General features: G+C 64.5%; 20 protein-coding genes. 4 read left to right on the forward strand and 16 right to left on the reverse strand.

Annotated elements, in window-relative coordinates:
* Nucleotides 1–76: 76 nt before the first annotated feature.
* The 5 genes from QF015_RS08560 to QF015_RS08580 are packed head-to-tail and all read right to left on the reverse strand — an operon-like array spanning nt 77 to nt 6,026.
* Complete coding sequence (locus tag QF015_RS08560; protein WP_429388387.1) at nt 77–1,528, reverse strand: aldehyde dehydrogenase (NADP(+)); 1,452 nt, start codon at nt 1,526–1,528, stop codon at nt 77–79.
* Entirely contained in the window at nt 1,509–2,684 is a 1,176-nt protein-coding gene (locus QF015_RS08565) for a mandelate racemase/muconate lactonizing enzyme family protein (protein ID WP_429388388.1), read from the reverse strand. Before QF015_RS08565 ends, QF015_RS08560 begins: the two co-directional genes overlap by 20 nt.
* Nucleotides 2,684–3,589 (reverse strand): 5-dehydro-4-deoxyglucarate dehydratase, encoded by a 906-nt coding sequence (locus QF015_RS08570; RefSeq protein ID WP_429388390.1) that lies wholly within the window; start codon nt 3,587–3,589, stop codon nt 2,684–2,686. The genes QF015_RS08565 and QF015_RS08570 overlap by 1 nt, the downstream gene beginning before the upstream one ends.
* Complete coding sequence (locus QF015_RS08575; RefSeq protein WP_310206874.1) at nt 3,586–4,584, reverse strand: NAD-dependent epimerase/dehydratase family protein; 999 nt, start codon at nt 4,582–4,584, stop codon at nt 3,586–3,588. Before QF015_RS08575 ends, QF015_RS08570 begins: the two co-directional genes overlap by 4 nt.
* A 29-nt stretch (nt 4,585–4,613) precedes the next feature.
* Nucleotides 4,614–6,026, reverse strand: a complete 1,413-nt coding sequence (locus tag QF015_RS08580) for a Gfo/Idh/MocA family protein (protein WP_429388480.1) — start codon at nt 6,024–6,026, stop codon at nt 4,614–4,616.
* Between the two features lie 189 nt (nt 6,027–6,215).
* On the opposite strand from QF015_RS08580, the gene QF015_RS08585 reads away from it, so the two are divergent.
* Nucleotides 6,216–7,247 carry a LacI family DNA-binding transcriptional regulator gene (locus QF015_RS08585; protein ID WP_310206877.1) on the forward strand — a complete coding sequence of 344 codons (1,032 nt, stop codon included), beginning with the start codon at nt 6,216–6,218 and terminating at the stop codon, nt 7,245–7,247.
* 41 nt (nt 7,248–7,288) lie between these two features.
* On the opposite strand, the gene QF015_RS08590 is transcribed toward QF015_RS08585, so the two are convergent.
* Nucleotides 7,289–7,987: a FadR/GntR family transcriptional regulator gene (locus tag QF015_RS08590; RefSeq protein WP_310206880.1), complete on the reverse strand. Its 699-nt coding sequence runs from the start codon at nt 7,985–7,987 to the stop codon at nt 7,289–7,291.
* Nucleotides 7,988–8,077: 90 nt separating this feature from the next.
* Here QF015_RS08590 and QF015_RS08595 point away from each other — a divergent pair, with 90 nt between their 5' ends.
* Nucleotides 8,078–9,409 carry an alpha-hydroxy acid oxidase gene (locus tag QF015_RS08595; protein WP_429388393.1) on the forward strand — a complete coding sequence of 444 codons (1,332 nt, stop codon included), beginning with the start codon at nt 8,078–8,080 and terminating at the stop codon, nt 9,407–9,409.
* A gap of 79 nt (nt 9,410–9,488) precedes the next feature.
* Here QF015_RS08595 and gdhA read toward each other — a convergent pair whose 3' ends face one another.
* From gdhA to QF015_RS08610, 3 genes are all read right to left on the reverse strand, one after another.
* Nucleotides 9,489–10,826, reverse strand: a complete 1,338-nt coding sequence (gdhA, locus tag QF015_RS08600) for an NADP-specific glutamate dehydrogenase (RefSeq protein ID WP_429388394.1) — start codon at nt 10,824–10,826, stop codon at nt 9,489–9,491.
* 206 nt (nt 10,827–11,032) lie between these two features.
* Nucleotides 11,033–11,626, reverse strand: a complete 594-nt coding sequence (locus QF015_RS08605) for an ArsR/SmtB family transcription factor (protein WP_429388396.1) — start codon at nt 11,624–11,626, stop codon at nt 11,033–11,035.
* A gap of 80 nt (nt 11,627–11,706) precedes the next feature.
* Complete coding sequence (locus QF015_RS08610) at nt 11,707–12,933, reverse strand: acetoin utilization protein AcuC (protein ID WP_310206892.1); 1,227 nt, start codon at nt 12,931–12,933, stop codon at nt 11,707–11,709.
* Nucleotides 12,934–13,036: 103 nt separating this feature from the next.
* On the opposite strand from QF015_RS08610, the gene QF015_RS08615 reads away from it, so the two are divergent.
* Nucleotides 13,037–14,470: a TrkH family potassium uptake protein gene (locus QF015_RS08615; RefSeq protein WP_310206895.1), complete on the forward strand. Its 1,434-nt coding sequence runs from the start codon at nt 13,037–13,039 to the stop codon at nt 14,468–14,470.
* A 40-nt stretch (nt 14,471–14,510) separates the two neighbouring features.
* Nucleotides 14,511–15,149, forward strand: coding sequence for a potassium channel family protein (locus QF015_RS08620; RefSeq protein WP_011775951.1), 639 nt, complete (start codon nt 14,511–14,513; stop codon nt 15,147–15,149).
* A 69-nt stretch (nt 15,150–15,218) separates the two neighbouring features.
* Here QF015_RS08620 and proC read toward each other — a convergent pair whose 3' ends face one another.
* The 7 genes from proC to QF015_RS08655 all read right to left on the reverse strand — a co-directional run bounded on the left by proC (nt 15,219) and on the right by QF015_RS08655 (nt 24,151).
* Nucleotides 15,219–16,049: a pyrroline-5-carboxylate reductase gene (gene proC, locus QF015_RS08625; RefSeq protein WP_310206898.1), complete on the reverse strand. Its 831-nt coding sequence runs from the start codon at nt 16,047–16,049 to the stop codon at nt 15,219–15,221.
* 343 nt (nt 16,050–16,392) lie between these two features.
* Nucleotides 16,393–17,226 carry a sugar phosphate isomerase/epimerase family protein gene (locus QF015_RS08630; protein WP_429388399.1) on the reverse strand — a complete coding sequence of 278 codons (834 nt, stop codon included), beginning with the start codon at nt 17,224–17,226 and terminating at the stop codon, nt 16,393–16,395.
* Between the two features lies 1 nt (nt 17,227).
* Nucleotides 17,228–18,352 carry a Ppx/GppA phosphatase family protein gene (locus tag QF015_RS08635; RefSeq protein WP_429388402.1) on the reverse strand — a complete coding sequence of 375 codons (1,125 nt, stop codon included), beginning with the start codon at nt 18,350–18,352 and terminating at the stop codon, nt 17,228–17,230.
* A gap of 89 nt (nt 18,353–18,441) precedes the next feature.
* Complete coding sequence (locus tag QF015_RS08640) at nt 18,442–18,876, reverse strand: SseB family protein (RefSeq protein ID WP_310206910.1); 435 nt, start codon at nt 18,874–18,876, stop codon at nt 18,442–18,444.
* A 66-nt stretch (nt 18,877–18,942) separates the two neighbouring features.
* Nucleotides 18,943–21,666, reverse strand: coding sequence for a type I DNA topoisomerase (gene topA, locus QF015_RS08645; protein WP_310206913.1), 2,724 nt, complete (start codon nt 21,664–21,666; stop codon nt 18,943–18,945).
* Between the two features lie 125 nt (nt 21,667–21,791).
* Nucleotides 21,792–22,505 carry an ArsR/SmtB family transcription factor gene (locus tag QF015_RS08650; protein ID WP_429388404.1) on the reverse strand — a complete coding sequence of 238 codons (714 nt, stop codon included), beginning with the start codon at nt 22,503–22,505 and terminating at the stop codon, nt 21,792–21,794.
* Nucleotides 22,502–24,151: a DUF7059 domain-containing protein gene (locus QF015_RS08655; RefSeq protein ID WP_429388407.1), complete on the reverse strand. Its 1,650-nt coding sequence runs from the start codon at nt 24,149–24,151 to the stop codon at nt 22,502–22,504. Before QF015_RS08655 ends, QF015_RS08650 begins: the two co-directional genes overlap by 4 nt.
* Between the last annotated feature and the right edge of the window lie 42 nt (nt 24,152–24,193).

Genomic DNA, 24,193 nt, shown 5'->3' on the forward strand with positions numbered 1-24,193 from the left:
CTGAATCCATACGAAAGTGCGGGGTCACCGATGTGGTGACCCCGCACTTTCGTTTGTGCCTACCCAACCGTGGGCGTTAGCCCAGCGTCAGTACGCCGTCCACGCGCCGCGGGATGCCCAGCGGGTTGGAGTCGCGCAAAGCCGGGTGCAGCACGCTCTCCGGAGCATCCTGGTAAGCCACCGGACGCTGGAAGCGGCGGACCGCGGTGGCACCGACAGAGGTGAACAGGGACGTCGTCGCCGGATACGGACCGCCGTGCTGCTGGGCCCAGTTCACGGCAACGCCCGTGGGCCAACCATCGAACAACACCCGCCCCGCCAGGCCACTGAGTTGCTCCACCACCGCGGAAACGTCCTCGCCCGGCTGGGCATGCACTGTGCCGGTGAGGCTCCCGGGAACCTTGGCGAGCGCCGCGGACAACTCCTCCTGGTCGGTGTACTCAATGAGGAGCGTGGTGGGACCGAAGCACTCCTCCAGCAGCTCTTCCGGGCGTTCCAGGACATTGGCGGCACTGGTGGAGAACACCACGGGTGCGGCGCCATCGGCCAGGCTGTCCTGCTGCACGGTGCCACTGACCACGGCGACACCCGGCTGGTCTGCGACGTTACGGAGCCCGTCCGGGTAGGCCTCGGCGATGCGCCCGGTCAGCATTGCAGCGGTCGGCTTGTCCTTGCTGGCCTCTGCCAGGTGCGATGCGAAGTCCGTACCGGCCGGGATGAACACGAGCCCGGGCTTGGTGCAGAACTGCCCGGCGCCCATGGTGAACGAGCCTGCGAGTCCCGCGGCGAGCTGCTGTCCCCGCTCCGCGAGCGCGTCCGCCGTGATGACCACGGGATTCAGGCTGCCGAGTTCCCCGTAGAAGGGGATCGGCTCGGGGCGGGATGCCGCGAGGTCGAACAAGGCGCGTCCGCCCGGGATGGATCCGGTGAAGCCGACGGCCTTGATGGCCGGGTCCTGAACCAGTGCGGTGCCGGCCTCGCGGCCACTCACCAGGGCAAAGATCCCGTCCGGTGCGCCGGCCTTGGCCAGTGCCTCGGTGACGATCTCGGCGGTCCGCTCGGAGAGACGGATGTGGCCCGAGTGTGCCTTGACGACCACCGGGCAACCCACTGCCAGTGCGGACGCTGTGTCTCCACCGGCCACCGAGAAGGCGAACGGGAAGTTCGACGCCGAGAACACAGCGACGGGACCGATCGGACGCAGGATGCGGCGCAGGTCCGGCTTGGGCGGGGTGGCCGCCGGGTCCGCATGATCGATGACGGCCTCAAGGTAGGAGCCCTCGGTGATCACAGTGGCGAACAACCTGAGCTGTCCACTGGTCCTGGCCACCTCACCGGTGAGCCGGACGGTGCCCAGGCTCGTCTCTGAATCGGCGATGGCCACCAGCTCAGTGACGTTGGCGTCCAAGGCGTCGGCGACGGCGGTCAGCCAGGCTGCGCGCTCGGCGTCGGTGGCCGCTGCGGTCACCTTTGCGGCTTCGGTGGCTGCGGCGGTGATGGCTGTCAGGTCAAGAGTTGCTGTACTCAATGCGGTTTCCTTTGCTCTCGGCGCTCTCGGCGCTCTCGGGTGCGGCGCTCTCGGGTGCGGGCAGCTGCGGGGCGGGCTTCCCGGTGAATTCGAAGCCAAGGCCGGGCCGGCCGGTGCTGCTGAGCCTGCTGACGGTGCTGGTGCGGCTGATCTGTACCGGGGAAGGTCCGGCCAGGATTCCGAGCTGCTCAAAGGACGCGTCTTCCACGTCCTCAACGCTCACGGCCTCGGCCAGGGTGAGTGCCAACTGCCCGGAGAGCTCCGGAAGCAGGTGCGGCGCCACCCTGATGCTGTTGGCCCGGGCCAGTTCAACAATCCTGCGGAAGGGCGTAATGCCGCCCACCCGGACGATGTTGGGCTGGATGATGTCTACGGCTTCGGCTTCGATGAAGTCGCGGAAGCGGTAGATGGTGTGGACGTTCTCCCCCAGGGCAATGGGTACCGGTGAATGTTTGCGCAAGCGACGGTAGGCCCAGAGATCGTCCGCGCGGAGGGGTTCTTCCAACCATTCGAGTCCGTACTCCCCCAAGACATCCAGAGCACGGAAGGTGTGGGCGAGGTCCCAGCGCTGGTTGGCGTCGATCATGAGCAGGCGGTCCGGGCCGATAATCTGGCGGACTGCAGCAACCCGCTCGGCGTCTTCCCGCAGCTCGGGTTTGCCCACTTTGATCTTGACGGCGTGGTGCCCGGCAGCGACCCACCGCTGTGCCTGTTCCACCAGCTGCTCCAGCGGGTAGTGCAGGTTCACTCCGGAACCATAAACTTCCACCGATTCCCGGCGCTGGCCCAACAACCCGGTCACGGAGGTGTCGGCCTCCCGGGCTTTCAGATCCCACAGGCCCAGGTCCACACCGGCCATGGCAATGGTGGTCAAGCCGCCCCCGCCGGCTTCGTGCAGCCGCTTCCAGAGTTGGTCCCACACGATCTCCGGATTCGCTTCGAGTCCGAGGATGAACGGGGCAATGTCGTAATCCAGGAGGGCCTTGACCGCCCGCGGACCAATAGTCGGTGTCCAGGAGAAACCGTGGCCCGTGCCGCCGTCGTCCGTCGTCAGTTCGGTGACGATCACATGGTTCTCGGGCGCTTCGGCACCCCAGCTGCGCAGCAGCGGGACCGTGATCAGCCGGGTGGTGAGGCCCGTGATGCGGGCCGGCATCAGCTGCCGGCCAGCTCGTGGCCCTTGGCCAGGATGGACTTGAGCTCCAGGAGCTGTTCCTCGGAGGGGTCAACCAGCGGCGGACGGACCGGGCCGACGGGCAGTCCCGCGAGGCGGAGGCCCGCCTTGATGAGGGAGACGCCGAAGCCGGGGGTCTGGTCACGGAGCCGGACGAGGGGAGCGTAGAAACCTTCCAGCAGGGCATGGCGGCGCTCTTCGTCACCGGACACGTAGGCGTCGTAGTAGGCCTTGGCAATTTCGGGGGCCATGGCAAACGCTGCCGAGGAGTACAACGGGATGCCGAGGCCACGGTAGGCCCCCTGCGTCAGTTCCGCAGTGAGCAGGCCATTGAACAGCGCGAAGTCGGTGCGTCCGCTGGCGTTGATCGCCGAGACGATTTCCTGCGCAAGACCGATGTCGCCGATTCCGTCCTTGAAGCCAACCACCTTCGGATTGGCGGTGAGGCGGGTGATCGCCTCGGCGGTGAACTTTGCCGTACCGCGGTGGTACACGATCACCGGCAGGCTGCTTGCGGCGGCGATGGCTTCGACGTATGCCACCACACCATCGGCAGGACCGGTCACGAGATAGGGCGGAAGGACCAGGAGGGCATCCGCGCCGGCTTCCTCAGCCACTTTGGCTGCTGCGATGGCGTGACCCAGCGGTCCACCGGCACCGGAGACCACGGGAACGGCACCGGCAACGGCTTCGACGGCGGCAGTCACCACAGTGCGGATCTCATCAAGGGAAAGCGCATGGAATTCGCCGGTGCCGCAGGCGGGGAACACACCGCCGGGGCCGAACGGGAGGCGGGACGTGATGTGCTCCTTGAGCAGGGCAACATCCACCGTCCCGTCTTCGGCGAAGGGAGTGACGGGGAAAAACAATACGCCGTCGAAGTTCATGGTGTCTCCTTGGTTGCTCCCGCCGGAACCAGGCCGGCGTGGTTCTCGTCGTTGAGTGCTGCTTGGTGGGTTGCTGCCGTGTCCGCGCCTTCGTAGGGCGGGTTGAGCTCAGTACGCCAGGACCGCTTCGGCTCCCAGCCGAGGAGATCGCGGGCTTTGTCGATGGAGAACGCTGGGCTGGTGCCGGTCAGGTGCTCTGTGAGGGGTCCGCTCCCCGGCAGGAACCGCGGGAACAATTCCGCCAGGGGCGTCGTTGCCAGTGCGTCCCTGGCCCCGACGAAGAAGACCTGGCCGTTGGGGATGCTGTCCATCTTGTCCAACAGCACGTCCAGGAAGTCAGCCACATCCCGCGCGTCCACGTAATTGAACAGGGCCGGCGCGGACAGTGCGGGATCGTCCAGGCGCTCCCGGATGGTGTGGCCCTGCTGCGTCAGGGCGCCTTCCCACTCTTCCGGGGACAGGACGTAGCAGGGCCGGAAGGCCGCATACCGGATCTTGTCGCCCTGCGCTGCGGCGAACATCTGCACGGTCTGCTCGGCGATCAGCTTGGACAGTGCGTAGGCGTTCCACGGCTTGGGCGGCGTCTGCTCGTCCAAAGGGAACGACGGCGGCAGCCACCCGGCCGGCGAACCATAGCCCAGGGCGGTGGGGCTGCTTGCCGTCACGATCTTGGGGACTCCGGCGTCGGTGGCCGCACTGACCACCGCGTAGGCGAGCCGGGTGTTCGTGCTGAAAATGACGTCCTCGGGTGCGCTGAAAGGTACGGCAATAGCAGCGAGGTGGATGACGGCGTCGGGCGCTGTTTCGCGGATGAGCCGCTCCGCTTCCCCCGGCGCCAGAAGGTCAGCGGTGTACTGCTCGGCTCCGGCGGGCAGTTGCTCCGCGGGGATGGCATCCCGGTCCACCGAGATCACCTTGTGGCCGGCATCTGCCAGGCCGGCCACAACACTGCGTCCCAGGCGACCGGAGCCTCCGGTGACGAAAATCCTGCTCATGGTCTTTTCCTTGCTTGGTAGTGAACCGGTCAGGCCTGGCCGCGGCTGAGGTCGGCGCCGAGGCCAAGGTCGCTGATGCGGACGGGAAGGTCGGTCTCCAGCGACTGGTTGCCGGCAATGCCCACGGACACGGAACGGAGTCCGTCGATGTAGCCGGACGGGCGGCCCAGCGGATCAACGCCGGGACCGTTGAAGAGGTCCGAGAGCAGCAGGTTGTCGCCGCCACCGTGTCCGCCTTCGCCGTTGACGATCGGAACCTTATAGGCAGCTTCCCAGTGGCGCTGGACCACCAGGCGTTCACCGTTGCGGCGTACGGCGTCGTCTTCCTCGATGGGCGTCGCGCTCGGGTCCACCACGGTCTTCTTGTCGGTGCTGGACTCGACGGCGGCGCGTTCCACCACCTCGAGTTCGGCGCGGCCTTCGGTGCCGTTGACGGTGACGCGGTAACCCTCCCACGGACTGTGGGCGTTCAGCGAGTAGCTCAGCGTCGGGCCGCCCCGGTAGTCCACCACCAGTGCGAGGTTGTCCTCGATGGTGATGCCCTCGGTGAAGACGTCCTGGTCGCGGATGTAGCCGTCGAACTTTTCGTTGTCGTAATACAGGGCCTTCAAGCGCTCATCGTCGCGCATGTCCAGGCGGAAGGGGTCGTGCCCAAGTCCATCAACGGTCCCGCGCTCCGGACGGGCTCCCAGGCCACGCTCGGCGGCGTTCTTGTCTCCATAAAAACGCAGTCCACCCGAGGCGAACACGCGCTCCGGAACGTCGTTGATCCACCAGTTGACCAAGTCGAAGTGGTGGGAAGCCTTGTGGATGAGCAGGCCGCCGGAGTTCTTCTTTTCACGGTGCCAGCGGCGGAAGTAGTCGGCGCCATGAACGGTATCGAGCACCCAGCTGAAGTCGATGGACGTGACCTTGCCGATCACGCCGTTCTGGATGACTTCCTTCAGCGCCGTGTTCCGCGGCGAGTAGCGGTAGTTGAACGTCACCACCACATTGCGGCCGGTCTTCGCCACCGCGTCGGTGATGCGGCGGCAGCCGTCAACGTCGATCGTCAGCGGCTTCTCAACCACGACGTCGGCACCCGCCTCGAGTGCCTCCACGATGTAATCCGCGTGGGTGTAGTCAGGCGTCGTGACGATGACCCGCTCGATGCCGTTTGACTGGATAAAGCTGGTGAGCTGGCCGGGCTCGAACGACGCCACAGGCTCTGTACCGCCAAGTTCCTTGATGAGTTCCTGGTAGAAGTCCACGCGGCCCTGGTTGACGTCGGAGAGGGCGATAAGTTCCGCGACGTCCGCGTGCTGCCCGTAGATGGCCCGGATGTACATTTCCGAGCGCCCGCCTGTTCCGATGAGGGCAATGCGTGTCCGCTTGCGTCCCCCGGCCGCGGTTGTCGTGGCGGCAGATCCGGTCTGGGTCCCGGCTGAGTCGACGTTGACCATGTTGGCCATGAGAGATGCCCCTTTCAAAAGGCAGGAGTGAACCGCTTGACGGCCCGGCTTCGTGTGGGAAGAATCATGAGAAAGCGTTTTCTCAGAGCGTTATAAGCTTTGTATCAAGACTCTGGTGGTCACGTCAACCACTGCACCAATGACGGTGCATCCGGGAGACGACCAATGGGAAGGGGCCACATGGCACGCAGGAACACCAACAGGCGCGTCGGGATAGCCGACGTCGCGGAGAAGGCCGGCGTCTCGCACGCCACCGTGTCACGCGTCATGAACGGTAACGCGGCAGTGGATCCCGGCATCGCCGCGCGCGTCCGGGCAGCTGCTGCCGAATTGAAGTACCAGCCCAACCCGGTGGGGCGCAGCCTTGCGCTGGGCAAAACGGACACGATCGGGATTGTGGTGCCGGATTTGGCCAACCCCACGTTCCAGGCCATCCTCCGGGGGCTCAGCATCGCGGCGGCCCAGGACGGGTACCGCGTCCTCATCGCCGACTCGTCCGAAGTCACCAGCGAGGAAGCCATCCTTGCCGGGGAAGCCCGGCGCCGCTGCGATGGCGTGGTGCTCTGTGCTCCCCGCATGGCAGACGCAGAACTCGAGGAGCTGGCACCAACACTGCATCCACTGGTCCTCATCAACCGCACCACAGTTGCCACCAACACCCCGAGCCTGAGCGTGGATTACGGGCAGGGTATCCAGGAACTGGCACAGCACCTGGTGTCCCTGGGCCACCGCCGGCTGGTGTTCCTGTCCGGCCCGGAGCACAGCGCCTCCAACCGCCAGCGCCTGGTGGGCTTGGACAAGTTCCGCACCGAGCACCCGGAGATCGAGCTGCAGATGCTCCACGGCGGGTCCAACTTCGATTCCGGCCACGAGTCCACCGAGGCCATCATTGCCAGCGGCGCCACCGGGATCCTGGCGTTCAACGACCTGGTGGCCATGGGACTCCTCAGCGGTCTGCATGAGCGCGGCATCCGCGTCCCGGAGGACATTTCCGTGACGGGTTTCGACGACATTCCCTTCGCCAAATACACCACGCCGCCGCTGACAACGGCAGCCGTTCCCATCAACGAGCTCGGCAGCCTGGCGTGGCGAAGGATGCGGGAACAGATCCAGCAGGCCGGGGAAAGCTCCATCCAGGCGCAGGACGAATTCTCCCCGCGGATGGAGATCCGCAAGAGCACAGCAGCACCGGCCCTCAAGCCCGCGAGCTGACAGGTGATGGCAATGTTCGGCGCGAACCTTGCCATCGCCTGTCACCTCGGCGAAGGGCCCGAGCCCACTCCGGCCTCTGTATAGAACCCTTGGATGTGGGCGGCCACCAGCTCGGCCGCCCTGCCGCCGTCGTTGTCGTTGACCGCGGTGAGGATGGCACGGTGTTCGGCCCGCAGCCTGTCTGATGTGGCGTTCCAATCCGGAAGGTTTCCGGTCAGCTCCCCGGCATAGTTCTCTATAGCCCCTCTGAGCGAGGCCATCATGGCACTGACCACGGAGTTGCCGGCCGCCTGCGCGAGTGCCACGTGAAAACGGGCGTCGAGGGCCAGGAACGCGTCGATATCCGAGGCGGCGTCCATCTGATCCAGGAGTTCCGCAGCTTCTTCCAGTGCAGGCACCCCCACCTGGGCCCGCTCGGCCGCCCACGACTCAAGCAGGACGCGGGTCTCCACGATGTCGGCGACCGGCAGGTGGCGGGTTGCCACGTGCAGCCTCAGCGTGGAGCCCAGTGCGGAGCCAGGCTCCGCGATGACTACGGTTCCGGCGTCCTTGCCCGAACCCACGCCGGCACGCACCACACCCATGGCCTCCAGGATCCGGACGGCCTCGCGCACCGATGTCCTGGACACCTTCAGTTGCTCGGCCATGGCGCGTTCGCCCGGCAGCCTGCCCCCGAGGGCAAGGTCTCCGTCGGACAGCTGCTTTTCGATCCATTGCAGGACCAACTCGTGGGTACGCATAACGGAATACTAGTTGATGTGGTCCAACCACATGGATTAGAGTGTGGTTGGACCACAGTGGTAAGACCACAGACTTCAAGGGAGAACCGCATGACCGACACCCTCGATCCCAAGATCACGGCCGCGCCGGCCAATGCCGGGAGCGACGAAAACGTGACCCGCCCGCCCCAGCCGCGACCCGCCGTCGTGCAGCCGCCGGCACTGAAACGCCGCGTCCCCAAGGTCTCGGACCTGGCGCCGCTGATGCAGTTCAAGAAGCCCGAATTCAGCAAGGCCGCGCGTCTCAAGCGGGCCAGCACCATCTGGGAACTGCGGGACATCGCCAAGCGCCGCACCCCTCAGGCACCGTTCGACTACACAGACGGCGCTGCCGAAGAAGAAATCACGCTCCGCCGCGCGCGCCAGGCATTCCAGGACATCGAGTTCCGTCCCGGCATCCTGCGCGACGTTTCCAAGATCGACCTCCGCACGGACGTCCTGGGCCAGGAATCACGCCTTCCGTTCGGTATCGCGCCCACCGGCTTCACCCGCATGATGCAGTCCGAAGGCGAATATGCCGGCTCACAGGCCGCCGAGGCTGCAGGCATTCCCTACACCCTGTCCACCATGGGAACCGCATCCATCGAGGACGTTGCCACCGCAGCCCCGAACGGCCGGAACTGGTTCCAGCTCTACCTGTGGACGGACCGCGACCGCTCGCTGGAACTGATCGAACGCGCCGCGAAAGCCGGCAGTGACACCCTCATGGTCACCGTGGACACGGCAGTGGCGGGCGCCCGCCTGCGCGACGTCCGCAACGGCATGACCATCCCGCCGGCACTGACCATCAAGACGGTCCTGGACGCGTCATACCGTCCGGCCTGGTGGTTCAACTTCCTGACCCACGAGCCTTTGACCTTCGCTTCGCTCTCGCGCTACACCGGCACCGTTGCCGACCTGATCAACTCGATGTTCGACCCCACCCTGACCTACGAGGACCTGGACTGGCTGCGGGAAACCTGGAAGGGCAACCTCGTGGTCAAGGGCATCCAGACTGTGGAAGACGCCCGCAAGGTAGTGGACCACGGCGCCGACGGGATTATCCTATCCAACCACGGAGGCCGGCAACTGGACCGTGCACCTATCCCGTTCCACCTGTTGCCGGAAGTCACCACGGCGCTGAAGGCGGACAACAGCAAGGCAGCCGTCATGCTGGACACCGGCATCATGAGCGGCGCCGACATCGTGGCAGCCCTGGCTTTGGGCGCCGACTTTGCCCTCATCGGCCGCGCTTACCTCTACGGCCTCATGGCCGGCGGACGCGAAGGCGTGGACCGCACCATCCAGATCCTGGAAAAGGACATGACCCGGACCATGGCGCTGCTGGGCGTCAGCAAGATCTCGGACCTGAACCCGGACCACGTGCGGTTGCTTCAGCGCTGACCGCACCCCATCAAGTGACAGCACCTGTTGCCATGAGCGTTCATAGCAACAGGTGCTGTTACTGGGTTGCGATGGGGGGCTAGATCAGCCCCTGGGCCAGCATTGCGTCGGCTACCTTGACGAATCCACCGATGTTGGCGCCCACCACGTAGTTTCCGGGCGCACCGTACTCCTCGGCTGTTGCTGCACAGCGGTCGTGAATGCCCACCATGATCTCGGTGAGACGCTGTTCGGTGTGCTCGAAGGACCAGGAGTCACGGCTGGCGTTCTGCTGCATTTCCAGGGCAGACGTCGCAACGCCACCGGCATTGGCAGCCTTGCCCGGCCCGAACAGGATCCCGGCCTCCTGGAACACCGATACCGCGGAACGCGTGGAGGGCATGTTGGCGCCCTCGGCCACGGCGATCAGGCCGTTGCTGACCAGCTTGGCGGCAGCGTCGCCGTCGAGCTCGTTTTGGGTGGCGCACGGCAGCGCCACGGTGCCGTTCACGTCCCACACGGAGCCGACGGCAACATGGCTGGCTCCGGGCCGGCGGGCGGCGTAGTCCGTGAGGCGTCCGCGCTCCACTTCCTTGATCTGGCTCAGGAGCGCGACGTCGATCCCCGCCTCGTCCACGATGTAGCCGGCCGAATCGGAACAGGCCACCACAGTGGCACCCAGCGATTGCGCCTTGGCGATTGCATGGATGGCCACGTTGCCGGAGCCGGACACCACAACGCGCTGGCCGTCGAAGGACCGGCCGCGGGTCTTGAGCATCTCCTGGGCGAAGATCACGGTGCCGTAACCGGTGGCCTCAGGACGGACCAAAGAGCCACCCCATGAGATGCCCTTGCCCGTGAGGACCCCGGATTCGTAGCGGTTGGTGATGCGCTTGTACTGGCCAAAGAGGTAGCCGATTTCGCGGCCGCCCACACCGATGTCACCGGCAGGAACGTCGGTGTATTCGCCGATGTGGCGGTAGAGCTCAGTCATGAAGGACTGGCAAAAACGCATGATTTCCGCGTCGGATCGCCCCCGGGGATCGAAGTCCGAGCCGCCTTTGCCACCACCGATCGGCATGCCGGTGAGCGCGTTTTTGAAAATCTGCTCGAAGCCCAGGAACTTCACGATGCCCAGATACACCGAGGGGTGGAAGCGGAGCCCGCCCTTGTAGGGGCCCAGCGCGGAGTTGAATTCCACGCGGAAGCCGCGGTTTACGTGGACCCTTCCGGCGTCGTCGGTCCACGGGACGCGGAAAATGATCTGGCGCTCGGGTTCACACAGACGCTCCAGGACGGCGCCCTCAAGGAATCCAGGGTGACGATCGTGCACGGGGCCGAGGCTTTCGAAGACCTCAGTGACGGCCTGGTGGAATTCCTTCTCCCCCGGATTCCGTGCCAACACGGTGTCGCGGACAGCTTCGAGCCTTGAATCCATGCGTGTTCCTATCCTCAGTGCGCCGACCCGCGGCGAGACGATCAGTCCCGCCCATGGTTGCACCGAGGGACATGGGATCTCCATCCGGAGCCAATGTGACCCTCATAGCTGAGTTAACACAACTGTAGAAAATCATTGAAAACTCAAGGAAAGCCAAGGTTAACAAAAACTCACAATGTGAGCAGGATCACGTTAAGTGTTGACTGCTACCGCTTGCGTCCGAACTTGGGGAGGTTTGGAAGGTTCGGAAGGTTGGCCAGGAGGTCGGCGGCTTTGGTGGCAGCGCGGCCCACGGTCCGGCCGATCTGCTGGGGCACGGTGTCATCGGATGTGAGGTCTACGGCCACCGCTGTTCCGCTGGCGTGCACCTTCACTGCCTGGCCGATGGCGTCGGCGCGGGTGACCGCTTCGGGCTCACCAGGAGCCACGGCGGCCGGCGCCTGGGCGGGCGTCGCGGCACCTGGAGCAGCCGCAGCCGAAGCCGAAGCCACAGCGGAAGGTACTTCCGTGGAAGGCGCGACGGCGACGGGAGCCGCCGTTCCGACGTCGAACGTTTCAAGCCAACTCGCGACGCCGGCGAGCGGCTTGGGATTCAGGGCATAGAAGCGCTTTTGGCCTTGCGCGCGCATGCTGACAAGATCAGCCTCGCGGAGCACCTTCAGATGCTTGGAGATGGTGGGTTGGCTCGCAGCCAGCTCTTCCACCAGTTCACCTACTGCTTTATCCCCAGAGCGGAGGGAGACCAGGATGTCGCGTCTGGTTGCCTCAGCTATGACGGCAAATACGTCGTCAGTCACCATGCCTCCCACCCTAGCGACATATACGTCAATTGGCATCCCTGTTTCGTTGTGATGCGGGCGGGATTCGGGCTGAACCAGCGTCAGTCGAACCAGGGGTCCAGGCCGTACAGGGGGAAGATTTCCTTGCGGGTGGCAATGACGGTCCGGTCGACCTCGTCCGCGGGGTCGTAGCCGACCTCCCACGAGCGCCACCACACGTCCACGTCATCGCCCATCGACTCCGGGGCCCATACGCCGTAGGTTTCCTTCACGTAGGTCCGCCATGCTTCGGGCACAGGCGTGCTGAGCGGTACGGGACGTTGGGTCACCATCCCTATCAGGTGGCTCCACGCCCGCGGCACCACGCCGGTCACGTCATAGCCGCCACCACCGGTGGCGATCCAGCGGTTTTCGCAGTAACGGGCGGCAAGGCTCGCGACGGCGGAAGCCGCCTCACGCTGTCCGTCAACGCTGAGCGTGAGGTGCGTCAGCGGATCGTCCCGGTGGGAATCACATCCATGCTGGCTCACGATCACCTCCGGCTGGAAAGCACCCACGAGCTGCGGGACGACGGCATGGAAGGCCCGCAACCAGGCAGCGTCGCCGGTGAAAGTCGGGAGGGCCACGTTCACCGCAGTTCCCGGCGCATCGGGGCCGCCGGTTTCATTGGCAAAGCCCGTGCCGGGAAAGAGCGTGAGGCCCGTTTCGTGCAGGCTGATGGTCATGACGCGGGGATCGTTCCAGAAGATACTCTGCGTCCCGTCGCCGTGGTGGGCATCAACGTCGATACTGACGATCCGCTGCACACCGCCGTCGAGCAGTCGTTGAATGGCCAGCGCGACGTCGTTGTAGACGCAGAAGCCGCTGGCCCGCTCGCGCGCCGCGTGATGCATGCCGCCGCTGAAATTCACGGCGCGGACCGCGCGGCCGGAAAGAATCGTGTCGGCAGCCAGCAGTGAGCCGCCGGCGAGGCGGGCACTGGCCTCATGCATGCCCGCGAAGGCAGGATCATCTTCCGTACCCAACCCGCGGCTTTCCTCCGGAGTGGAGGGATCCTCGCTGACGCGGCGAACTGCCTCGATATACCCGGCGCTGTGCACCGTCAAGAGTTCGACGTCGGTTGCCACGGTGGGTGCCTCGACCGCCACATGCTGGTGTCCGAACAGCCCCAAGGACTCGGCCAGCCGCGCTGTCAGTTCGAGCCTCTGCGGGGCCATGGGATGACCCGGACCGAAATTGTAGGCAGTCATGGCTGGATCCCACACCACCGTCGTTGGCAGTGCGGATCGCGTAATGCTGGAAGCAGTTGTTCCAAGCCTGGAGTTCATCCAGAACAGGCTACCTGAGGCTGGCGGGCCCTATCGCCCGGTTACGCCGCGGGAATAGTGGTTTACTACTCAGGAAAGCTTGTTTCAACCGAGGAAGAGCGCCATGTCTCAAAGCCAGTCGCGGTCCACGAGCCCGGCCAACTGGCAACCCAACCAGCAGGAGCGGGAAGGTCTGTGGATCTTCACCCGTGTGCGCGACTTCATCGACAACATTGCCAACACGTCACCGGCCCGTTTGGCGTTGACGGTCTTCGCCGTGGTGATCCTGGTGTTCACCGGCCTGTTGTCCCTGCCCGCGGCTTCCGCCTCGGGCACTGTCACGCCCCTGCACCAGGCAATGTTCACGGCAGTTTCCAGCGTGTGCGTGACTGGCCTGACAGTGGTTTCCACGGCAACGCACTGGACCTTTTTTGGCCAGTTGGTCATCCTGGTGGGCATCTTCGTGGGAGGTCTTGGCACACTGACCCTCGCCTCCTTACTGGCCCTCATGGTCAGCAAACGGCTGGGTGTGCGCGGCAAGCTCATCGCCCAGGAAGCCATGAACAACGCCGGCCGCCTTGGCGAAGTGGGTACACTGCTCCGGATCGTCATCGTGACATCGGTGGTCATTGAGGCAACGCTGGCCATCGCGCTGATTCCCCGCTTCATCCTGCTCGGCGAGGACTTCTGGCAGTCCGTCTGGCACGGTGTGTTCTACTCGATTTCCGCCTTTAACAACGCTGGTTTCACGCCACATTCGGATGGCATCGTGCCCTACGAAACCGACCTCTGGATCCTGATACCGCTGATGCTGGGCGTCTTCCTCGGCAGCCTGGGCTTCCCCGTGGTGATGGTGCTGCAGCAGAACGGGCTCAACTGGAAAAAGTGGAACCTCCACACCAAGCTCACCATCCAGGTCTCCTTTATCCTGCTGGTGGCCGGCACCGTCCTGTGGGCGTTGATGGAGTGGGACAACGTGCGGACCATCGCGCACATGGACCTCGGCGACAAGATCACGCATTCGCTCTTCGCCTCTGTCATGACGCGTTCGGGCGGCTTCAACCTGGTGGACCAAAACCACATGGAATCCACCACCATGCTGCTCACGGATGCCCTGATGTTCGCCGGTGGCGGCTCTGCCTCCACGGCCGGCGGCATCAAGGTCACCACCATCGCCGTCATGTTCCTGGCCATCATGGCCGAAGCCCGCGGTGACGCCGACGTGAAGGTCTACGGCCGGACCATCCCCCAGGGCACCATGCGCGTGGCAATCTCGGTGATCGTTGCCGGGGCCACCTTGGTGTCCGTGGCTGCGTTCCTTCTGCTCTCCATCAGCGGCGCTTCCTTGGACCGGGTGCTCTTCGAATCCATTTCCGCCTTCGCCACCGTGGGACTGAGCACCAACCTCAGTGCCGAGCTGCCGCCGTCGGGCGTTTATGTCCTCACCGTGCTGATGTTCGCAGGCCGCGTCGGCACCGTGACCCTTGCTGCCGGACTGGCCTTGCGCCAACGCAGCCAGCTGTACCACTACCCGGAAGAGAGGCCAATCATTGGCTAGTACCACGGGGGCAGCCAACCGCCCCGCCCACAACGCACCAGTGCTGGTCATTGGCCTCGGCCGGTTCGGATCCGCCACCGCTGAGCAACTGGTCAAGCAGGGCCGCGAAGTCCTTGCCATCGAACGCGACCGCACGCTGGTCCAAAAATGGGCGCCCGTGCTGACCCACGTGGTGGAAGCCGACGCCACCAACATCGACGCCTTGCGCCAGCTCGGCGCCCAGGAATTCAGCTCAGCCGTCGTGGGCGTGGGTACGTCCATCGAATCCTCGGTGCTCATCACCGTGAACCTGGTGGACCTGGGTATCCAGCACCTGTGGGTCAAGGCCATTACGCCCTCGCACGGCAAAATCCTCACCCGCATCGGCGCCAACCACGTGATCTACCCGGAAGCCGATGCCGGCGTCCGCGCGGCGCACCTGGTGTCCGGGCGCATGCTGGACTTCATTGAGTTCGACGACGACTACGCGATCGTCAAGATGTACCCGCCCAAGGAAACCGTGGGCTTCACGCTCGAGGAATCCAAGGTCCGCTCCAAGTACGGCGTGACGATCGTCGGCGTCAAAACCCCGGGCGAGGATTTCACCTACGCCCGGCCGGAAACCAAAGTGTCCGGCCACGACATGTTGATCGTGTCCGGACACGTGGACCTGCTGGAACGCTTCGCAGCGCGCCCGTAACCGATGCAGTTTTCATACAGCTGACGCCCTTGGACGCTCCGTTAGGGCATCAGCTGTACAAAACTCCGGCTAGCCGAGCTGCTTGGTGATCTCCGCTGCCCGGGCGGCAGCCGCGCGCGCACCGTCCGCGATGATCTTGGGGATCCCGCCGTCGTCAAAAGCGGCTATGGCGCGCTCAGTGGTGCCGTTGGGGCTGGTAACCGCCACGCGCAGGGCTGTGGGATCTGCTCCCGGTTCGGCCAACATGAAGCCGGCGCCTGCCACCGTTTCCCGGGCCAGCATCACGGACAGTTCGGCGTCCAGGCCGAGCTCGACGCCGGCAGCGGCCATGGCTTCCGCCAGGTAGAAGGCGTAGGCCGGCCCGGAGCCGCTGATCGCGGACAGGGCATCCACCTGCTCCTCGGGGATCTCCACCACGGTTCCGGCCCCGGCCAGGGCCTTCTTTGTCTTCTCCAGTTGCTCCGGGGTGCAGTGCGTACCGGGTGAAACGGACACGACGCCGCGCCCCAGTTGTGCGGGCGTGTTCGGCATGGTGCGGATCACCGGTTGTCCTTCCGGCAGGGCCGCTTCCAACTGCGCGATGGAGACTGCCGCGGCAACGCTGACCACAATGGTGTTCTTACCCAAGGCCGGGCTGATTTCCCGGGCCAGGTCCGTGATGCCAACCGGCTTGACACCCAGGATGACCATGTCTGAGCCCTTGGTGGCCAGCTTGTTGTTGTCCGGCTCCTCCTCGCCCGCGATGGCCATTACACCGTGGCGCTGGGCGAGTTCGTCGGCCCGCTCTGCACGGCGGACGGTAGCGACAATGTCGGAAGGGTCCGCCCCTGCGGCGAGCAGGCCTCCCAGGATTGCCTCGTTCATGGATCCACAGCCAAGGAATGCGATTCGGTTGCTCATGGCTCCATCATTGCAGTTGGCCTCGGACGGGGTCTAACGGATTCGGATTCCCAGCTTGTTCCCAAGGTTATTGCAGGCAGCACTCATTGTTGGTCCGTAACTTAGTTATTACCTCATTGAGGGTGCGAGTGATGAGGCGGGCATGGGGATGTCCGCCACAAGCACCGGTGGCCGGGCGGGTTTTCCCCCATTTCCCGATTCGGCCGCCGGTGCTTTCGCTTTTAATTCGGCTTTCGCCTTGCGCGTGCAGGCCGGTGAGGCGTGCAGGCAACACGTACCCACGAAGTTTGCCGCCTGACGCACCCTTGCAGGGCGCGCCAGGCGACTGAACCCGTGAAGTCCTTTAGGTGTCTACGCTTCGCAGTGACGGGACGATGAGGTGCTGCCGGGCAAAGCGCAGGGTTTCTGCCAGCATCTCCTCGCGCTCCCCCGCCACCTTGGCCTTGCGGGTGGAAATCTCCGCCACCACTACGCCGTCAAAACCCGTCGATGCCAAATGTTGGAGGGCGTCAGCGCATTGCTGCGTCCCGGTGCCCGGCACCAGGTGCTCGTCCTTGCCGGAACCCGAACCGTCCGTCAGATGGACGTGCCGGAGCTTGTTGCCCAGCGCCTTGATGGCTTCCAAACTGTTGGCCCCGGCAGTGGCTGCGTGCGAGAAGTCCCAGGTGACGTCGTCGTAATCCTGTCCCAGCGGATCCCAGTGCGGCAGGTAGGCCACCGCTTCGCGGCCGCGGACACGCCACGGGTACATGTTTTCCACGGCGATGTGCACCTGGTACATCGCTGCGATCTCCCGGACGCCTTCGACGAAGTTCTCGGCGTAGTTGGACTGCCACCGGAACGGCGGATGGACCACCACGGTGTCGCAGCCGACGTCCGCGGCCATCTGGCACGACTTTTCGATCTTGTTCCAGGCCGTGCCCCACACCTGTTGCGTCAGCAGCAAAGTGGGCGCGTGAATGGAGACGATTTCCTGGTGGTAGCGGTGGCTCAACTGGATGAGGGCGTCCGGGTTCTGACTCACCGCGTTGTTGGTGACCATCACCTCCACGCCCTCGTAACCCAGGTCCTGTGCCACGGCAAAGGCGTCGTGGACGCTCAAGGGGTAGACGGACGCGCTGGACAGCGCTACGGGAATCTGGCGGTCATTCACTTCAGGTTCGACGTCGTTGCTCATCTCAGGAGGCCAGCCCGCCTGCCACGGGGGCTGGGATTGGTGCAGGGGACGGGGTGTTCACAGGGACAGGGAATTCTTTGATCCCGGGGTGGGGCTCATCAGTGTCCACCGTCTTGCCACCGTCCTTGGCTGCTTTCTTTTTGGACTTGTCCTTCTTCTTCCGCTTGCCCACGTGGGGAGCCGGATCGAGCGCTTCTTCGAACACCAGCTGGTCAAGCCGGCGCAGGATCAGGCCTTCCCGCAGGGCCCAGGGACAAATTTCCATGGTGGGGAATTCGAAAAGCTCCAGCGCAGCCTCGGCCACCAGTGCGCCCGCCAACAGCTGGCGGGCACGGGCATCGGAGACACCCGGAAGGTACAAGCGGTCTTCCACTGTCATGGCGGAAATGCGCTGGGCCCACAAGCCCAGGTCCGCCGCGTGGAGTTCGCGCTTAACGTATGGTCCTGCTGCGCTGGGAGCGGCACCGGCGATGCGGGCCAACGACCGGAAGGTCTTGGACGTACCAGCCACCAGGTTTGCCCGCCCCAACTCATGGAAATTACGGACCACAGGCTTCAACGTGGAGCGGATGTAGCGCCGCAGTTCCTTGACGCTCTTGGCTGTCGGTGGATCGTCGTGGAGCCAATCCCGCGTCAGGCGGCTGGCACCCAAGGGAACGGAGGTGGCGAACTCAGGAAGCTCATCCGTTCCATACGCCATTTCGAACGAGCCACCTCCAATGTCCAGGTCAAGGATGGGGCCGGCGCCCCACCCGTACCAGCGGCGTACGGCGAAGAACGTCATGGAGGCTTCTTCGCTGCCCGTAAGTTCCTGGAGGGTCACCGTGGTTTCGTGCTTGACCCGGGCCAGGACTTCGGGGCCGTTGGTGGCCTCGCGGATGGCTGAGGTGCAGAACGCCAGGAGATCCTCGGCCTTGTGGCTGGCCGCGAACTCCCAGGCTTCCAGCACGAACTCAATGAGCTCATGCTGGCCGGCGTCGTTGATGTTGCCGTCACCGTCAAGGTATTGCACCAGCGACAGTGGACGTTTGTGGGACGCGAAAGCCACCGGACGCGCGCCCGGGTGGGCATCCACAAGCAGCAGATGGACGGTGTTGGAACCGATGTCTAGAACGCCAAGACGCATTCTGCCATTATTCACCGATTCGAAGCCCGTGAAGCAACTTGGTGGCGACGTTTCGCCGACGGGTTGGTGGCCAGGGAGCCCCGTGGCCGCTATTCCGCGGGCTCCCCTGCTTCGTCGGCACGCTTGAAGTCACGGCGGATGTTGGCGATGCCCTCTGGGTCGATTTCGAAGCCGAACTCGCTTCCCGGGTTGATGACCATACCCAGTTCATCCCCGATGTTGCCGAGGATCGCTGAACCCATGGTGCCCAGGACGTGCGGGGCTGCTTCAAGGAAGCGCTCATCGACGCGGCTCGGGTGGCTGAAGACCGCCAGGACGGGCTGGCCGTCGGCGTTCGAGAGCACCAGGGGCTCCACCGACGAGTCCGGGCCGTCCACGGCTTCGGAGCTGACGAGGTAGACCTCGTTGTTCAGGAAGGCGAGGATGACATCCACCGGGTTGGCGTCCGGTTGTTCGGCCGTGGCGAGCTTGGCCTCAAGGTCGTTCAAGGGTTCGTTGTCCGGTGAACCGGTCTGTTCAGTCATGCTTCTACTCGACCACGATGCCGGCCGGGACGCAATTCGCGACTGCTGTCCCGGCCATCACCGCACCTACTTCCTGGCTGCAGCTTTCTTGGCCGGCGCCTTGCGGGTGGTGGTCCGCTTGACCGGGCCCTTGGCCCGCTTCTCGGCCAAAAGTTCGACGGCACGTTCCCGGGTCAGTTCCTCCAGGGAGGTTGACCGCGGGACGGTGATGTTGGTGACGCCGTCCGTGATGTAGGGGCCGAAGCGGCCTTCCTTCACCACGATGTTCTTCTCCGAGACAGGATCCGGGCCGAACTCCGCCAGCGGCGGTACGGCCGCGCGGGCGCCACGCTGCTTGGGCTGTGAATAGATCTCCAGTGCCTGTTCCAGCGTAATCGTGAAGATTTCCTCTTCCGAACCGATGGAGCGGGAATCCGTGCCCTTCTTCAGGTACGGGCCAAAGCGGCCGTTCTGCACCGTGATGGGGTTGCCTTCGGCGTCCTCACCGAGGACCCGGGGCAGGCTCATCAGCTGCAGTGCCTCGTCCAGGGTCACGCTGTCCACGGTCATCGACTTGAACAGCGAACCCGTGCGCGGTTTGGCCTTGACGGGCTTCTTCGGCGGCTTGGGCTTGCCGTTCTTGTAGTACTCAACGGGCTGGTTGGCCAGCTGCTCCTCGGTCATTTCCGGGATGATCTCGGTGACGTAGGCTCCGTAGCGGCCGTTCTTGGCGACCACGGTGTGCCCGGTGTGCGGATCCGTTCCCAGGACGCGTTCCTCCGGGGCAGCAGTCTCCATCAGCTCTATCGCCTTGGCGGCAGTGAGCTCATCCGGAGCGAGTTCCTCGGGCACGTTGGCCCGGGAGGACTCAACCACTTCACCGGTTTTCTCATCCACCGTGGGGATCGAGCTTTCCAGGTAGGGCCCGAACTTACCAACGCGCAGGGTGATGCCTTCTGCGATGGGCACCGAGTTGATCTCACGGGCATCGATTTCGCCAAGGTTGTTCACGATGCTCAGCAGGCCGGGATCGGCGTCTTCACCATAGTAGAAGTGCTTGAGCCACGCAGCGCCCGCCGCCTGGCCGTTGGCGATCTTGTCCAGGTCGCCTTCCATGTCTGCCGTGAACTCGTAGTCCACGTAGTCAGTGAAGTGCTGCTCCAGCAGGCGGATCACGGAGAACGCGATCCAGCTCGGAACCAGGGCAGAACCCTGCTTCCTGACGTAGCCACGATCCTGGATGGTGGAAATCGTGGATGCGTAGGTGGACGGGCGGCCGATGCCCCGTTTTTCCAGTTCAGCCGTGAGGGAGGCTTCCGTATAGCGCGGCGGCGGCGACGTTTCGTGGCCGACGGCCAGGATGTCCGATGCCGTGAGTGAATCGCCCTTGGCAACATTGGGCAGGCGCCGGGCTTCGTCGGAATCCTCGTCTCCGCGGCTTTCATCCTTGCCCTCTTCGTAAGCTGCCAGGAAACCGGGGAAGGTGATGACGGTACCGGACGCCGAGAATTCGGCGTCGCGTCCGTCAGCGGCCACTGCACCGAGGCGGATGGTGGCAGTGGAGCCCTTGGCGTCGGCCATCTGCGAGGCGACGGTGCGCTTCCAAATGAGCTCGTAGAGCCGGAACTCATCGCCGCTCAGTTGCTTGGCAACCTGGGCCGGCGTGCGGAAAGAGTCACCCGCCGGACGGATGGCTTCGTGGGCTTCCTGGGCGTTGGCGGCCTTGTTGGCGTACACGCGGGGGCTCTGGGGCACGTACTCGGGCCCATAGAGTTCAGCGGCCTGGCGGCGGGATGCTGTGAGGGCTTCATCGCTCAACGCCGACGAGTCGGTACGCATATACGTGATGTAGCCGTTTTCATACAGGCGCTGGGCTACCTGCATGGTGCTCTTGGAGGAGAACCGCAGCTTGCGGCCGGCTTCCTGCTGCAGCGTGGACGTGGTGAACGGCGCGGCGGGACGGCGGGTGTATGGCTTGGTATCGACCGAGCGGACGCGGAAGTCCGCCTTCTCCAGGCCGGCGGCCAGGGAGGTGGCGAGTTCCTCGTTGAGATGCACCACGTTGGACGAGGTGAGCTGGCCGTTGTCGTTGAAGTCGCGGCCACTGGCAACCTTGGAACCGTCCACGGCGGCAAGCTTGGCTTTGAAGGAACCCGAGTCGGCACCGAACTGGCCCGTGAGATCCCAGTAGGACGCTGCCCGGAAGGCCATGCGTTCACGTTCGCGGTCCACCACCATGCGGGTCACCACGGACTGCACTCGGCCGGCGGAAAGTCCGCGGGCCACCTTGCGCCACAGGACAGGCGAGATCTCGTAGCCGTACAGGCGGTCGAGGATGCGTCGGGTTTCCTGGGCATCCACCAGTGCAGTGTCCACGTCGCGCAGGTTGTCCATGGCGCGGTGGATGGCTTCCTTGGTGATTTCGCCAAAGGTCATGCGGTAAACGGGAACCTTGGGTTTCAGGACCTCCAGGAGGTGCCACGCGATGGCTTCGCCTTCGCGGTCCCCATCGGTTGCGAGGTAAAGGGCATCAGCGTCTTTCAGCTGGGCCTTGAGTTCGGCAACCTTTTTCTTCTTGTCCGGGGAGACGACGTAGTACGGCTTGAAGTCGTTTTCGATGTCGACGGCGAACTTGCCCAGCGAGGTCTTCTTCAGTTCTGCAGGGAGATCGGACGGCTGCGGGAGGTCCCGGATGTGGCCGATCGAAGCCTCGACGATGAAGCCTTCGCCAAGGTACTTGGCGATGGTCTTACTCTTGGCGGGAGACTCGACGATCACGAGTTTCTTGCCGGTTTTTGCCTTGCTGGGCACGGTGCTCCTACAGAAAAAATGTGTCATTGGGCTGGTGCCCATCTTGGCCTAGTTCACCATAGTTTGCAGAATCCTGCGTTTTGGTATGGAAACCAGGGCGGTCAGTCGGTGACCCGTCCGGAGGGTTATTGCCCGGGTGCCACGCGGTCATCCGGGATCATTGACCACAAGGTTGCCACACGTTCTGCACCTTCCGGAATCCGTGTGGGATCCTCGAGTTCGTACTCCCGCACCACCTCGCGGATTCGGTCCGCTAATTCCTTGCGCTGCGGGTTGGTGAGGTAGAGCAGGTTGCTGGAGAGGACCACCGATACCGGTTCATCCCCACCTTCACCCCGCTGCCGGCGTTCGCCCCGCGCTTTGGCGAAAGCAGAAGCACGTCGGCGGAAAGCATCGAGTTCAAGGTCAACCACGGCGATCTCGGGGCTGGCGACGCTGCCTCCCGAAATGGTGAAGTCCGTCCCGGCCGCCTTCCAGCGCCTTTCGCGTGCGTCGCCGGCGTTCTCCGCCGGCGCCACGATTCCCCATTTTTGGAGGGCGCGGAGGTGGTAGCTCATGGCGCTGGGAGTGAGGCCCGTCCTGGCAGCAAGTTCGGTGGCTGTGTGGCTTACCTGGGTGGCATAAAGCTCGGAGATGACCTCGATGCGGGCAGCGTGCGCCAAGGCGCGGATGGCCTTGGGATCGGTGATCTCAACCGTCTTCTCCGCCCGCTTCCGCCGCGGAACGTCGCCTGACGTCTGGGATGTCTCGTTGTTCGCAATCACTTGATCAGTGTAGTCAGGGTCACTTGCGGGACCACCGGAGCTCCTCCCCGGCGGCGTCGCGCCGCTGCTGCTCATGCTTCTGCCCGGGAAGGGTCAGGAAGCAAAAAGCCCTCCAGCACGAGGTTGGTGACCTCACGGTACAGGCCATCCTTGAAAGCATCCTCGTCAAAGTCCCCGGCACCTCCCAAAAGCGATATCAGTGCCGAGATGATCTGCCGCACCGACAACTGTCCGTCGCACGCCGAAGCAAACCCGGCAAGCTCGGTGCTGAGCAGGTTGGTCCTTCGCAAGCCCGCGCCCTGCCTCAGGAGAATGACCCCGGGATGGGCGGCGCCGGGGCGCTGGTGCCGTTCCTCGGTAACGTCCTCCGCCACGACCAGATGCGCATCAGGCATCGGGGTGGCGGCCACCCAATCAGCCCGTTCCACGGCAGCACCCAGGTGGGGACCAATGGGTTGCTCGATGGGGTAGGTGATCTCCTCGAAACGCCTGATGATGGGCTGATGCCCGGATTCGGGGCGGCGCAGCCAGATCATGCCGAACCCCACCCCATCAACATTCCTTGAGGCGAAGTCATCAAGGTAGGCGGCGTATGCGTCCTTGTACTGCTCCCGATCACGGTTTTGCGACGCGTCCTGCAGCCAGGTCTCCGCGTACTGCTCCGGGCCCACCTGCTCCCGCTGAATGAACCAGACATCCAGTCCTGAATCCTCCAGCCAGGCCATGGGGCGGTCCTTCCAGTCAGACCCGGCAGTGACCTCCCAGTTGCCCAGCATCTGCGCGGTGCCCCCAGGTTCGAGGACGCCCGCCAGGGACTGCACCAAGGAGGCCACGATCCCGTCGCCGGGAAGTCCGCCGTCACGGTACGTGAATTGGTCCGAAGCAGACTCTCCGCCGGTCCGGGGAGTGATCACGAAGGGTGGGTTGGAGACCACCAGGCCAAAATGTTCGCCGGCTACAGGTTCCAGGAGCGACCCCAAACGAAGGCTGACCCGGCTGTCCAGGTCGTAGGGGTCCAGGTCCAGCTCTGCTGCGTTGAGCAGCAAGTTGAAACGGGTGAACGCCAGGGCACGTTCGGAGATGTCCGTGGCGGTGACATGCTCGCAGTGGTGCAGGAGGTGGAACGTTTGGATCCCGCATCCGGTCCCCAGGTCCAAAGCGCGTTTGGTGTGCTGCCTGAAGGTCGTCTGGACCAGTGTTGTGGATGCACGTCCGATGCCCAGGACGTGGTCATGCCGCAGGACACCGGGCTGCTGGTGGGCTGCGAGGTCACTGGCGACCCAGAGGTCGGCACCACCGCTTCCGTCAGCGTTGGCGTCCCAGCCGTAGGGGCGCAGGTCCACGGTGACCCGGACCGTGCCCGAGTCCACTGCAGCCAAACCCAGTTCCACGAGCCCTTGGGTGCGTATTCCGGGGAGGGCTGAGTCCACGTCAGCCACGGACTGTGGAACGGCGAGCAGCCAGAGCCGGACAACGACAGCCAAGGCCCGGGCTGCCGGATCATGGGAATCCTTCAGCCGCTCGGTGGCCAGGAGCGCAGGAACCAGCTGGTCCCTGCTGAGCGCCGCGGAGGCGGACTCCCCCACCAGGGCAGCCACGCCGTCCACCGTGTATGAGATGGCACGAAGGTCCCCGGCGAGCACCCGGAGGAGTTCAGGTTGATCGCTCCGGGGAGCATCGTCCGTGGCGCCGGTGGTAAAAAGGAAAGCTGCGTCAGTCACCTTGCAAGTGTAGGGGCGGAAGGCCGGGACGGGCGGTCCTCC

The sequence above is a fragment of the Paenarthrobacter sp. TE4293 genome, from assembly GCF_050435325.1.
Taxonomy (GTDB): domain Bacteria; phylum Actinomycetota; class Actinomycetes; order Actinomycetales; family Micrococcaceae; genus Arthrobacter; species Arthrobacter nitroguajacolicus_C.